This is a genomic window from Chryseobacterium endophyticum, from assembly GCF_056333165.1.
This window is the reverse complement of sequence record NZ_JBWGXE010000001.1, coordinates 378,130-390,482: the sequence shown is the minus strand read 5'-3', so window position 1 is coordinate 390,482 and position 12,353 is coordinate 378,130. Positions and strand designations below refer to the sequence as shown.

The following is a 12,353-nucleotide window of genomic DNA, read 5'->3' as shown; positions in this document are numbered from 1 at the left end:
ATGAAAAAATACGAATGGTTACCCACAGCGAATGCTCCGGAATTTTACCCAACCTACATCCATGATGGTCATTTTTATTTAGAAGATGGAGGTAGTGTTTATATACCTACTGCTTTTGTAAACTGTAATGGCTGGGGTAATTCTGGCTCAACCCATACCCAAGGCGAGGACCTGAAAGCATTGCCTGTAAAAATGGACATTACCTGGGCATCCTATATGGAGAATAAGTTTTATACAGGCACTTGGGATATGCCTATCGCTACCTTAAAAAAGCTTTTTGAAAAGGGAACGATAGACTGGCGTACCGGTAGCATTTCAAATTATACCCAAATTATAGTTAACTGTGCACCTGGTGGCATCGTGGTGGTTTGGGTGTATGGTGATGACCAGCAAATAGAAGTAGCCCGTTTTCAGGCAAAAGAAACGCATGTGGCGATGAAAGATCTGATTCCTGCCAATCCTACACTCTCATATGAAGAATATTTTGATCGATCAGAATCTGTTCCTGAAGCCTATAAGAATTTAAAGAGAAATGGAATACAATATGATATTTGGGATATTTACAGGAAAAAGTATGAGTGTCGTGCCAGAACTGAAATTGTTGGACATCAATTAATGAACATAGGTTTTAAGACGTTTAATGGAGAAGAAGAAACTATTTTTAATGAAAATATTACCGAACAGGTTAAAGCAAATCCTTTTAAGCTAAGAGCAGTTCCCAAACAATTGAATTTTATTTTTGAAGATCATAGAAAACGTCAGACCGTTTTTAAGGTCAAACCTTTTGATGAAGCAGAAATCATGAGTTTATTTAAACAGGCAGATCCCGGTAAACCGATAGAAATTGTTTTACGGATGAAAGAAGATTTAAGTGAGAGACATTTGATTTTCAAACAGGGAGATAAGGAAATTCCAATCACAAAAATAGATTTTGAGAATATGTGGGAATATAAAAATTAGTGAAAGATATTCTAAAGTAAAACTGAAATAATATCAACAAGTTTCTTTACGCGATGAGTGGGAGAAAGCAGATGAGTGGAAAAGCAAAACTTCCCATAAAATGAGAAATTGCAATTTATCCGTCAATATTTAGTTCTATTATTTTGTATTTAATAATTTTACACCGATTTTTATTTGACTAGAAAATCATTTGTAATGAAGACGCGCATTATCATAGGAGTGAGAAGAATCCCTGTCTCATTCCGGAAATGACAAAAAGGTTATTTATCACCCTGGAGATTAGTTAAAATTAAAATGGATGCCTCTTTGGAATTTTCTTTTAAACAAGATTAAGATTAACCAAGCACGAACAACAATGAATTATACCAAAATTATTATTTTTTGTATTGTTTTTTACCTTTTAGGAAGTCTGCAAACCTATATCAGTTTATATTTTCTAAAGGATAATTTGTCATCTTATTGTTGGGAATGCTCATTTTTAGAAGAAGTTTTATCTGCTAATTCTTTGAATTTCATTGGAATGTTAATCGTTTTAATAACGTTGAAATATCTTAAATTAAATAAAAAAACCTTAGCCATAATTAGTATTCTATCTTTTTCAATCCTGTCAATAATAATAAATAGTGATATTTTCAATGGCCGTGAAGCTTCCTGGAGTACATTTTTATATTCTGAAATTATTGCGTACGGAATTTCAAGCCTTTTTCCTGTTATATTTATAAACTGGGGAGTAATCTGGGGAATGGTGATTTTGGCAAAGAGAAAAAACCAAGGTCTTTACACTTTGATCCGAAAAATTCAGTTCCGATCTTTTTTCTATTTTTGTATAATTCCTTACTCCAATGAAAAAGATTATCCTCATCGAAGACGAAACAAGCGTAGTATCCTTTATTAAAAAAGGGCTTCAGGAAAACGGATATGAAGTTTCCGTGGCTTTTGATGGGAAAACCGGTGCTCAGCTCGTACAGTCGAACGATTTTGATCTTGTGATTCTGGATATTATGCTTCCGGAATTGAATGGCCTGGATGTCTGCAAAGAAATCCGGAAGACCAATCAGCACGTTCCCATCCTTTTCCTTACCGCCCTCGGGACCTCGGAAAATATTGTCCTGGGACTCGAAAGCGGTGGTGATGATTATCTTGTGAAGCCATTCAAATTCATTGAACTTGTCGCCCGTGTAAAATCCCTCCTAAGAAGAAGCAACAATGGAAGTACTCCTGAAATTCCCGAACCTGAAATAGATCAAGAGCATATCTACCAGTTTTCGGATCTCATTCTGAATGATTACACCAAGAAAGTTACCCGCAACGGTGAAGAAGTGTCACTCACCTCAACAGAATACAAGCTGCTGATGTATTTTCTGAACAATCCCGAAAAGGTAATTTCCAGGGCAGAAATTCTGGATGCCGTGTGGGGTGTTAATTATGAGCTCGGAACCAATGTTGTGGATGTGTATGTTAATTATCTCCGGAAAAAGCTGGATCATCAGGAAGATAACAAACTCATCCATACCGTCATCGGAATGGGATATGTTCTAAAAAAACCATAACGGATGTTCAACAAAGTTATCACCAATCAAACCAAAACGATGGTTCTCCTGATGCTGGTTTTTACTGCCATCATTCTGCTTTTCAGCGGTTTGGTATATTTTTCAATCGTCAACTTTTCCCACCAGAGGTTTTACGAACTTTTAAAAATCCGTACGACAACGATCATTCAGGTCGAGAAAAGCAAAGATGCCCTGGATCTTCCTGAAAATTATATCCTGAACGGGCTCAATGATGAAGAGCTGCCCATGGAACGCGATTATGTTTTTGCCGTCCCCACAGATTCCAATTTCAACAAAATCTCACAGGAAATTCATATCCCGGAATCTTTTTTCAGGAAAATCGTAAGAAAAAAAGAAGCCAATTACAACGACAAAGAATTTTATTATATCGGCCAGACTTTTAGGCATGATGATAAAAACTATATTGCGATCGCATCTGCCAAAAATCACTACGTTGTTTATTATCTGGGCTTTCTGAAGAGAACATTAATCACCTGCATTGTTCTCTCGCTGTTCTTCAGTATGATTTTTTCTTTTTATCTATCTAAAACTTTATTTAAACCGATCTTAAAAATCACCGGAAAGGTAAAAGAAATCAGCTCGGAAAACCTTCACCTGAGACTGGAGCCACAACCCGACAATAAAGAGCTTAATGAGCTTGTGGAGACGTTCAATGATATGCTGAACCGTATTGAGACGTCTTTTGAAACCCAAAACCACCTTATAGGGAATGTTTCGCATGAGCTTAGAACACCTTTAACATCGATTATGGGAGAGGCAGATGTGGCACTTTCCATCTCAAGGACCAATAGTGAATACAAGGAAACACTTGGAATCATTCTGGATGAGGCCGAGAAGCTCGATAAAAAGATCAAAGCCCTGCTGATGATAGCACAGACAGGATTCGACGGTAAGATCCAGAAAATGGACAAGGTAAGGATCGACCAGCTGCTTTGGGACGTTATCGAAACCCTGCGCAGGATTGATTCGAGAAACAATATTTATCTCGATATCAGCATGCTTCCCGACAATCCCAAGAAGCTGAAAGTACAGGGAAATGAACAGCTGTTGCATCTTGCCGTTACCAATATCATTCAGAACGGTTGCAAATATTCGGATTTCCAGCAGGTAAAAGTCTCTCTGGGCGCTACCGACAACGATGTGTATATCATTATTAAAGATAACGGAATCGGGATTCCGCAGGAGGAAATGAATAAGATCTATGATCCGTTTTTCAGAGCCTCCAACACACACAACTATGAAGGCTACGGAATAGGGCTTCCTTTAGCCCGAAATATCGTAAGAATGCACCACGGCGAGCTGATTGTAAGCTCATACGAAAACCAGGGAACAACCGTACAGCTCCGTTTCCCGAACTTCTACAGCATGATGCAGGAAAATATAGAAATCTAATCAGGTTCAAAGGCTAAATAAGTAAAAAACCAATCTCGTGGAGATTGGTTTTTTATTGTTTTTTACTTAAAGTTAAATTTTACGGTAAACATTACCTGGCTAGGGCGAATCTGTATTCTGGTATAAGAAATACTTTGAGGATTTATATCATAGGTTTCAAACACTTTTTTATTCGCTATGTTCATCCATTTCAGCTCAAAATCAATTTTCTTTTTAGCCCAGGTAAACTGGTAAGAAAGATCATAGAAGCCATTATTATAATTCTGTTCGGCAGCACTTGTATTTACCTGATCCCAATTAAATCCAATGGTATGGTTTTCTAACGGATAAAAGAAAACGCCTAAATTATGATTGAATCCGCTTCTTGAATTCTCATTGTTTAGCTGTGGAGTACTACTTTTGCTCACCTGCTTAGTTCTGGAAATATTAAAATTGTAATCAATACTCATCCAACTGAAATAGGTATTGTTGAATTTAAATCCGTATGATTGAGCGTTATTTCTGCTGGTATAAGCAAATCCGTTTTGGTAAGCATCAGATTTTGAGGTATTATTGCTGTAGCTTAATGAAGCATTTGTTTTGAATTTTGGGAAATATTTTCCAACTTCAGCCGAATACCCATTATTTAATACATGATTATCCTGCTCAATATACTGCATAATGGTATAGCCGGCATTATTTCTAATCGGAGAAGAGATCAGGTTTCTCTTGGCATCAGAAAATCTGTAATTCACGTTAAAGAATAAATTGTTCAGAGGATTTCTGTACTCTATTCTTGTCCCTGCAGATTTGTTGTTATTCTGAGGTATCGGATTGTTTGCATCCATCGCATTGATTCCGTTGGGTGAAGTCATCATAAATCCTGAATACGCGGTATTCACCTCTCCAAAATTATTATTCACATTCGCATTTACTGACGCTTTCCAGAACGAGGCAAAGGTGTACTGTGCAAAAATACTCGGCTCAAAAGTCACTTTATTAACATCTTTTGAAACAGATCTTGCAGGATCATCCGCTTTGATATTATTTGAATTTACCGGGAAGTTTGCATAAATCATCCAGGAATCACTTTTATAATTTACTCCCACACTTCCATATGGCGTTGCAGTAGTATAGGTAAGATCATTGCTGTAAGCCGAAACCGGAGTATATACCGGGTTAGGATCATTAATAGCTGGCAGATTGGTCAGTACATTAGAAAGATCGGATACCAGATTGGTTGATTTAAAGTTAAATCCTATTTCCGGAGTAAATGTCCATCCTTTTGTAGAGAAACCAATGTTCGCAGAATGGTTGGCTTCAAAGGTCTTCAGTCTCATGTTCTGTGTAGCAAGGCCAGAAGTATACGGTGTAAAGAATCCCGGAATCTGTAAATATGAAGCCGGTGAAACTTCCAGGGTCTGTCTGTCATTCTGGTAGCTGATAAAAGACAATACATTGACCATTTTTTCTTTCCACGGAACAATGGTGCTCAATGAGTTCTGGAAGGACGTTGTAGGAGACTCAACAGCTTGCTCTCCATGTCTGTCGGAATTTGCTATCGTGCTTGTTCTGTCTGCAATTCCCCGGTCTGCATTCCAGTACTGGGAAAAACTAGTGGTATTTTTAAAGAATCCCTTCTTCGCATTTTTTGTAAATATTAACTCTCCTTTTGCCTTGTCTGTATAGAAATTGTTAAAAATATTTTGGGTAACTGTTGATGCCGGCTCATCTGTTGTTGCAAAATAATCAGTTTTAGCATATGATTCCCTTTCCACTGCATTATTTGTGTAATTCGCATTGGCTTTCAGTTCCCACTCTTTTTTCTTGTCAATATTGGTCAGATAGTTGGCCGATACATAATGCACGCTGTTCATGAGGTACCTTTTTACCGGAAGGTTTGGGGTACTGGCGTTTTCCACATTCAGCCAGTCGTTTTGGGTGGCGTTGATTCTTCTGCCTTCAAATCTGTTTCCGAATGCCAGGATATTTCCTTCGTTTTCCACCTGTTCACCGGTGTTGTTGCTTTTATAATTGACGACCCACTGGCTTTTCTGTCCGAAAAACATAGGGGTTAATTTTACGTTCCAAAGTAGAGGATCTGCGCCCACTCCTACTTCTCCCCGACCTGTCATGGTAACGGAATTTTTAAGTTTTATATTAATCGCAGCCTGATCGGAAGGCACTTTATCCTGAAGGATCTTTACGGGCTGGTGATTTTCCAGGACCTCCACTTTCTGTACGGCATCTTTCGGAAGGGAATTGTTGATCGTTCCGTATCCCCCTTCCATAAGGTCTTTTCCGTTGACGTAGAATTTGTTGATGGCATTTCCCTGATAAAGGATTGTTCCGTCACTATTCACTTCAATACCGGGAATTTTTTTCATGACGTCGGCCAGTGTCCGGTCACTTTTACTGTCAAAAGCTTTAAGGTCATACGCGATCGTATCTCCTCTGGCGGTAATCATCTTTGTTTTCAGCTGAACTTCCTTGATTTCGGTAGCTTCCCCCTCCATCTTAAAGTTGATGTTCTGATCGCTATTGCTGATCTGCTTGGTTAGCGGTCTTTGGTTAAAGGCCTTTACTTTCAGGTCTACATTCGACTCTGCGGAAGTAAAGGTCACTTTATATTCTCCTTTTGAGTTGGTAATGGCGTAGGCAAGAATAGCATCTTTGCCAGGCTCCTCAATCGTTACACTCGCGCTGGGAATGGCCACGCCGTCTTCATCCGTGATTTTACCTGAAACGGTCTTCTGGGCAACTGCAAGCACAGAGAAAAAAATCATGACGAATAAAGTAATTTTCGATTTCATAATTCACTATTTACGTAATTAGTTAATGGTTAATGCTTTTTGTTACATATATACAAGATGGAGTTATAGGGAAAAAGTTAAAAGAAAATCTCCTATCACTATGAAAATAGTTGTAATGTGTTTATCTGATAGCGTTTACGGTACATCTAAGCATTTTTTATTTTTTAGAAAAAAGAAAAATATTAAACAAAATAAATCTTTTAGTTCTTCAACTTTCAGGATATAAAACAGCTGAAGAAAAATATTTCAGGAATTATTTTTATCAACATATTTTATCAACTTTTCACTGATAAGCCGTATAAAATAAAGTTTTTATATTAGCGCAAAATGAATCTTTTTTGTTCATTATTGTGTTTTTGCCCTGTGATACTTTTACAGGGCTTTTTGTTATATTTAAATTTTTATTTAGAATAAATAGTTAAAAATGATTTGAATCATAGATTAAAATAAGCTTAAATCCATTAACATACATTTTTATTTAATAATTTTGTAACATTAAATTTTAAAACAAATGGGAATCAATTTAAAGCCAATTGATATTGTTGATGACATTACTCAGGAAGATTTTATTGAAAAATATCTGAAACCAAGAAAACCTGTGGTAATTAAAAATATGGCGAGGAAATGGCCCGCATACCAGAAATGGACCATGGATTATGTAAAGGAAGTGGTTGGAGATGTGGAGGTTCCGTTGTACGACAGCTCCAAGGCCGATCCTGCGGCTCCCATTAATGCTTCGGCTGCAAAAATGAAATTCGCAGATTATATAGACCTCATCCAAAGAGAGCCAACCGATTTGAGAATCTTCTTTTTTGACCCTATCAAACATGCCAAAAAATTACTGGCGGATTATATTGCTCCTAAAGACTTAATGGGTGGATTTCTGGATAAATATCCTTCCATGTTTTTTGGAGGGAAAGGTTCTGTGACTTTTCTTCATTATGATATTGATATGGCGCACATCTTCCATACGCACTTTAACGGAAGAAAACACATCCTTCTCTTCGATTACAAATGGAAAGAAAGATTGTACCAGATTCCCTATGCGACGTATGCTCTTGAAGATTATGATATTGAGCATCCCGATTTTACAAAGTTTCCTGCCCTGGACGGTGTAGAAGGAATAGAATGTTTTCTGGAGCACGGAGATACGCTGTTTATGCCGACAGGATGGTGGCATTGGATGAAATATCTGGATGGCAGTTTTTCCATATCGCTCAGAGCGTGGGACAAATCATGGGCTGTAAAGGCACATTCTTTATGGAACCTTACTGTTCAGCGTAAATTTGATGACATCATGAAGAAGAATTTCAAAAAGAAATATATGGACTGGAAAGAAAAAAAAGCCATCAAAAGAGCAGAAATAGCTCTGAAAAGAGGGTTACCGAAATAAAAAATAAAGAAAGACTGCCGGAAAAGACAGTCTTTTTTTTGTATTCATTATTTTAACTCCTGATATACTGCGGATCTACAAAATCTGTGAGCCAGACGTGATTATCAGAAAGATAGAACGGAATTCCCTCTTCATGCATTTTCCCTGTCTGAATAACCAGAATAACCGGTTTGCCGTGACGCATCCCGACTTTGGCAGCGGTGTCCCTGTCTTCGCTTAAATGAACATGCTGGCGGTTCCGTTTTTCAATTCCTTGTTGAAGGATAGAGGCGACATTCGCTTCTGCTGTTCCGTGGTAGAGAAATTCCGGTGGCTTCTGGGGTTCCAAAGCCAGATCAATCTCAATCGAATGCCCCTGATTGGCTCTTATCCTGGTTTTATCTTCATTAAATACAAATCTTTTTTTATCATTCGTTTCCACTATTTCTTCAAGCTCCTCGAACGTGAAGTTTTTTTCATGCGCAGAGCATTTTTTCATTAAATCATCAGTATCTGCCCATCCGTTCTCATCCATAGTCAGGTTAATTACTTCAGGTTTATGTCTTAGAACCAGGCTCAGAAATTTGCTGATTCTTTTTTTATGTTGTTCATTCATGATTTCTTTTTAATCTTTTAATTTAACATTTAGTTGTTCGCAAAGTTTTTCAATATCATCTTTCCTTGCCAGAACGTCAATCCATTCTTTAGGAATATTTTCAAAACCGTAATATATTCCTGCAAGTCCTCCTGTGATTGCTCCGGTGGTATCGGTGTCTTCGCCTAAATTAACAGCTTTCAAAACGGCTTCGGCATAGCTTTCCGAATTCAGGAAACACCATAAGGAAGCTTCCAGGCTGTGGAGGACGTAGCCTGATGAGCTGATTTCGTCTTCCTGCAAGGTGTATAGCGGATCCAACTCATAGTCGCCTACTTTCAGTTCCAGAATGCGGTGAAACTTATCCATTTCGTCCTGCGAACAAATAGGATAATGATCAAGAAATTCCCGAATGGTTTGCTGCATGGTCCGGTAAGCTTCCCATTTATCTTTTCCTTTCAAAAGTTCCAGAGCCATTTCAAGATAAATAAAGCACGCCAATACAGATCGGATGTGTCCGTGTGTAATGCATGAAACCTCTTTCACTTTATCAAAACGTTTCTCAATCGAAAGATCTTTGATATAAAAAACCAACGGTAAAATTCTCATTAGCGAGCCATTTCCGTTATCAAATTCCGATTTTCCGCCGCATAAAGTAGAAAAGGTTCCCTTACCAATTCTGTGAATGGCTTGCGAGGTGGCGATTCCGATGTCGAAAACCCTTCCGTGAGGTGTCCAGATTTCCGTATTGTACCATTGCAGAAACTTTAGCGCCATGTCTTCAAGGTTGTATCCTCTGCAAAGACTGTCTGCAAGGCACAGGGTTAACGAACCGTCATCACTCCATGTTCCGGCGGGCTGGTGGTGGGTCCCCATAGACCTCATTGTAGTAACCGGAGAACGTTTCAACTGTTCCCGGCTTCTGAACTCCACCGGTACGCCCAACGCATCACCCACACAAACACCGAAAATTCCGGCTTTAATCTTATTATCCATCAAGCAAGATTCACAAGTTTATCAAACAGCAGTTTCATTCCATTCGTAGCGGTTTCTTTCATCACCACAGCCCGCTGTCCATAACCGAAGCCCGTTTCGTTGGGATTGATTACAATAAGAAGACAATCATCCTTGATATCATGAAGCAGTCCGGCTGCCGGATAAACTTGCAGAGAGGTTCCGATCACCAGGAAAATATCGGCTTCTTTCGCCATTTTGGTGGCTTCCTTCATCAATAGCACATCTTCCCCAAACCAAACAATGAAAGGTCTCAACTGTGATCCGTCTTCCGCCTTGTCGCCGATGTTGATGTCGTTTTTATGCTCGTAAATCAGGTTCTTGTTGTTGCTTGAACAGGATTTGAAGAGCTCGCCGTGAAGATGCAGGATATTGGTCGATCCGGCTCTTTCATGCAGGTCATCGATGTTCTGGGTAATGATCTGAACGTCGAAATATTTTTCCAGTTCCGCCAGTAAACGGTGGGCTTCGTTCGGTTCCACTTCATGAAGCTGGCGGCGTCTCTGGTTGTAAAATTCCAGGACCAATGCCGGATCTCTGCGCCATCCTTCTGGGCTGGCCACATCAGTGATGCTGTGGTTTTCCCAGAGCCCGTCTCCGTCTCTGAAGGTTTTTATTCCGCTCTCGGCGCTGATTCCGGCACCGGTTAATATGGTTAGTTTTTTCATTGGTTTATATTTTTTGATTTAAACGCAAAGAACACTAAGATTTCTTTAACTACTAACTGCTTTTAAGTTCGCAAAGCCGTTTCACTTAGCTAAGATCCCAAAGAGTTTTAGCTGTTAAGAGTCTGTTTGAGTTTTAACTCAGAAAATTTTCTATCATTTCACTTAATTTTCTGAACTTAAATAAACTTTGTTTATTCTTAACTTTTACCGCTGTGGAAACTTTTAGATCAATTTTAAGAATAAGACAGCACTCAATATATTGATTTTTAAGCCGATATATCTTAATTGCTTATTGGTAAAAAAATCAGCCCTAAATTTAAACAAGCTTTTACATTTTATTATTGTTCTCCAATAATTTTTTGTAAATCGCTTCGTTTTCATCATCAAAACAGACGAAAATAACTTTTTCGATACTGTCTAATTTAAAATCATTTACCGTTTCTACGGCAATTTTTCCTGCCGCTTCTTTCGGGAAACGGTAGACGCCGGTGCTGATGTTGGGGAAAGCAATGGTTTTCACGCCCAGGCTTTCTGCCAGTTTGAGTGAATTTTTATAGCAGTTCTCCAGCAATGGGAAGCACTTCTCTTCGTCCCGTTCCAGACCGGCCCGACGGTATGAATGACATATTGCGCCGGAAGATTACCGGCTGTCGTTACCACCGCTTCTTCGGTATTGCATTTCCCCTGCCTGTTCCTGATTTCGATGCATTCGTCTAGGATCTGCTTTCCGCCTGCCCGGTGAATAGCCCCGTCTACCCCGCCACCGCCCAGCAACGAGGAGTTGGCCGCATTCACGATAGCGTCTGCTTTTATTTTGGTTATATCTCCTTTGATCAATTCAATGTTCATATCAATTCGGTGTAAGTTTGAGTTTACGAGTTCATCTAAATTAAATTTTATTTGAATTTAAATATTTATCCATCAATTCTTTTAAAATCTTTTGCATAAGGAGAATATGAACCCCAAATTGCATCAAACTTCACGTTCAGGTTTTCAGGCTTAAAAGGTTGATCCAGCTGATCAAGGCAGGTGACCACCAGGTTTTTCCTTTGGACAAGGCCATAGCCTTCATCTACCTTTAAGGCATAGTTCAGCAGCTTATAATCCAGATCCCCGGTACGGAAAGCTCCCTGATATTCATTAAAGGTACAGGTTTCTTCTTCATTGTTTATCAGCGGTAATTGTTTTTCATTATTCATCCATCCGTTTCCGTGACGTGTGCCGTAGCTTCTCGTAACGTAGAACATTTCAATATGCTCAATTCCTAATTGCCAGCATACTTCATGGGCGTTTTTTGAAGTGGTGTAGGCATAGGTCACATTCGGAAATACGCCGTGGTCCATATCCAGCAGGATTCCCTGGCTGCCTTCAAAAATAAGATGGTCAAAACTTTTCAGATAATCGTAGCCTTCAATATTCCATTCCATCTCATCGACAGCGTTAAGAAAATCATCCAGAGCCTGCTGGATTTCTTCTCCTTCAGAAAAGCCGTAATAAAAAGCGATGCCTTTCAGTTTTTCGATCAGCATCGGTCTTGGCGCGATCAGGTCGGCCGCAAACAGCCGGTAAGGACTCTCCTGTCTTTTCATCGTGGCACCCACTCCTTTTCCGCAGGTTCCGTGTTCCGTATTCCGTACGTCTCTCCTGTTGTGAAGGACATCAAAAGGCGTCGTTACTTTCGCCAAAGGATGAATATGAAGTTCGGTATTCCCGTTTTTGGCTTTCAGTTCCTTCCATTCATTATACATAAAAACCGGATGGATGGTGCAGTGCTCCGTAAAATAAGACGGCAGCCCGCGCAGTGCTCCGCTGCAAAAGCTGGAATGGATATGCTTTCGGTCATCTATCATCACGGTATGTGCCGCCTGCTGTCCTCCCGAAAACCTTATAACGATGGCATTCGGGTTGCGGGATGCAAGAAAGTCTGTCGTAATGCCCTTTCCTTCATCCCCAAATCCCAGTCCTATCACAATGTCTGCTGTTTTCATC

Annotated in this window: 11 protein-coding genes; 4 read left to right on the top strand and 7 right to left on the bottom strand. The window is 39.3% G+C overall.

The window, feature by feature from the left end; translation table 11 throughout:
• The 3 genes from AC0N32_RS01865 to AC0N32_RS01855 all read left to right on the top strand — a co-directional run bounded on the left by AC0N32_RS01865 (nt 1) and on the right by AC0N32_RS01855 (nt 3,923).
• A complete protein-coding gene (locus AC0N32_RS01865) occupies nt 1-960 on the top strand; it encodes a DUF2931 family protein (RefSeq protein ID WP_476392183.1) in 960 nt (319 codons plus the stop codon).
• A gap of 842 nt (nt 961-1,802) precedes the next feature.
• Nucleotides 1,803-2,510 (top strand): response regulator transcription factor, encoded by a 708-nt coding sequence (locus AC0N32_RS01860; protein WP_476392182.1) that lies wholly within the window; start codon nt 1,803-1,805, stop codon nt 2,508-2,510.
• A 3-nt stretch (nt 2,511-2,513) separates the two neighbouring features.
• Nucleotides 2,514-3,923: a sensor histidine kinase gene (locus tag AC0N32_RS01855; RefSeq protein WP_476392181.1), complete on the top strand. Its 1,410-nt coding sequence runs from the start codon at nt 2,514-2,516 to the stop codon at nt 3,921-3,923.
• A 62-nt stretch (nt 3,924-3,985) separates the two neighbouring features.
• Here the strand turns inward: AC0N32_RS01855 and AC0N32_RS01850 are convergent, their stop codons facing one another.
• A complete protein-coding gene (locus AC0N32_RS01850; protein WP_476392180.1) occupies nt 3,986-6,715 on the bottom strand; it encodes a carboxypeptidase regulatory-like domain-containing protein in 2,730 nt (909 codons plus the stop codon).
• A 511-nt stretch (nt 6,716-7,226) separates the two neighbouring features.
• Here AC0N32_RS01850 and AC0N32_RS01845 point away from each other — a divergent pair.
• Nucleotides 7,227-8,108, top strand: coding sequence for a cupin-like domain-containing protein (locus AC0N32_RS01845; protein WP_476392179.1), 882 nt, complete (start codon nt 7,227-7,229; stop codon nt 8,106-8,108).
• A gap of 52 nt (nt 8,109-8,160) precedes the next feature.
• Here the strand turns inward: AC0N32_RS01845 and AC0N32_RS01840 are convergent, their stop codons facing one another.
• The 6 genes from AC0N32_RS01840 to AC0N32_RS01815 form a co-directional block, all read right to left on the bottom strand.
• Nucleotides 8,161-8,703, bottom strand: a complete 543-nt coding sequence (locus tag AC0N32_RS01840) for an RNA 2'-phosphotransferase (RefSeq protein WP_476392178.1) — start codon at nt 8,701-8,703, stop codon at nt 8,161-8,163.
• A gap of 9 nt (nt 8,704-8,712) precedes the next feature.
• Complete coding sequence (locus AC0N32_RS01835; protein ID WP_476392177.1) at nt 8,713-9,678, bottom strand: ADP-ribosylglycohydrolase family protein; 966 nt, start codon at nt 9,676-9,678, stop codon at nt 8,713-8,715.
• The gene (locus tag AC0N32_RS01830) at nt 9,678-10,364 is read right to left on the bottom strand and encodes an SIR2 family NAD-dependent protein deacylase (RefSeq protein ID WP_476392176.1); all 687 of its coding nucleotides are present in this window, start codon (nt 10,362-10,364) and stop codon (nt 9,678-9,680) included. The genes AC0N32_RS01835 and AC0N32_RS01830 overlap by 1 nt, the downstream gene beginning before the upstream one ends.
• A gap of 328 nt (nt 10,365-10,692) precedes the next feature.
• On the bottom strand, nt 10,693-10,935 hold the full coding sequence (locus tag AC0N32_RS01825) for a macro domain-containing protein (protein ID WP_476392175.1): 243 nt from the start codon (nt 10,933-10,935) through the stop codon (nt 10,693-10,695).
• The gene (locus tag AC0N32_RS01820; RefSeq protein WP_476392174.1) at nt 10,881-11,213 is read right to left on the bottom strand and encodes a macro domain-containing protein; all 333 of its coding nucleotides are present in this window, start codon (nt 11,211-11,213) and stop codon (nt 10,881-10,883) included. The genes AC0N32_RS01825 and AC0N32_RS01820 overlap by 55 nt, the downstream gene beginning before the upstream one ends.
• A 65-nt stretch (nt 11,214-11,278) precedes the next feature.
• Complete coding sequence (locus AC0N32_RS01815; RefSeq protein ID WP_476392173.1) at nt 11,279-12,352, bottom strand: adenylosuccinate synthetase; 1,074 nt, start codon at nt 12,350-12,352, stop codon at nt 11,279-11,281.
• Between the last annotated feature and the right edge of the window lies 1 nt (nt 12,353).

Coding starts and splice junctions, on each gene's coding strand:
- AC0N32_RS01845 (WP_476392179.1), top strand. CDS start 7,227: ATGGGAATCAATTTAAAGCCAATTGATATTGTTGATGACATTACTCAG.
- AC0N32_RS01850 (WP_476392180.1), bottom strand. CDS start 6,715: ATGAAATCGAAAATTACTTTATTCGTCATGATTTTTTTCTCTGTGCTT.
- AC0N32_RS01835 (WP_476392177.1), bottom strand. CDS start 9,678: ATGGATAATAAGATTAAAGCCGGAATTTTCGGTGTTTGTGTGGGTGAT.
- AC0N32_RS01855 (WP_476392181.1), top strand. CDS start 2,514: ATGTTCAACAAAGTTATCACCAATCAAACCAAAACGATGGTTCTCCTG.
- AC0N32_RS01820 (WP_476392174.1), bottom strand. CDS start 11,213: ATGAACATTGAATTGATCAAAGGAGATATAACCAAAATAAAAGCAGAC.
- AC0N32_RS01830 (WP_476392176.1), bottom strand. CDS start 10,364: ATGAAAAAACTAACCATATTAACCGGTGCCGGAATCAGCGCCGAGAGC.
- AC0N32_RS01840 (WP_476392178.1), bottom strand. CDS start 8,703: ATGAATGAACAACATAAAAAAAGAATCAGCAAATTTCTGAGCCTGGTT.
- AC0N32_RS01865 (WP_476392183.1), top strand. CDS start 1: ATGAAAAAATACGAATGGTTACCCACAGCGAATGCTCCGGAATTTTAC.
- AC0N32_RS01815 (WP_476392173.1), bottom strand. CDS start 12,352: ATGAAAACAGCAGACATTGTGATAGGACTGGGATTTGGGGATGAAGGA.
- AC0N32_RS01860 (WP_476392182.1), top strand. CDS start 1,803: ATGAAAAAGATTATCCTCATCGAAGACGAAACAAGCGTAGTATCCTTT.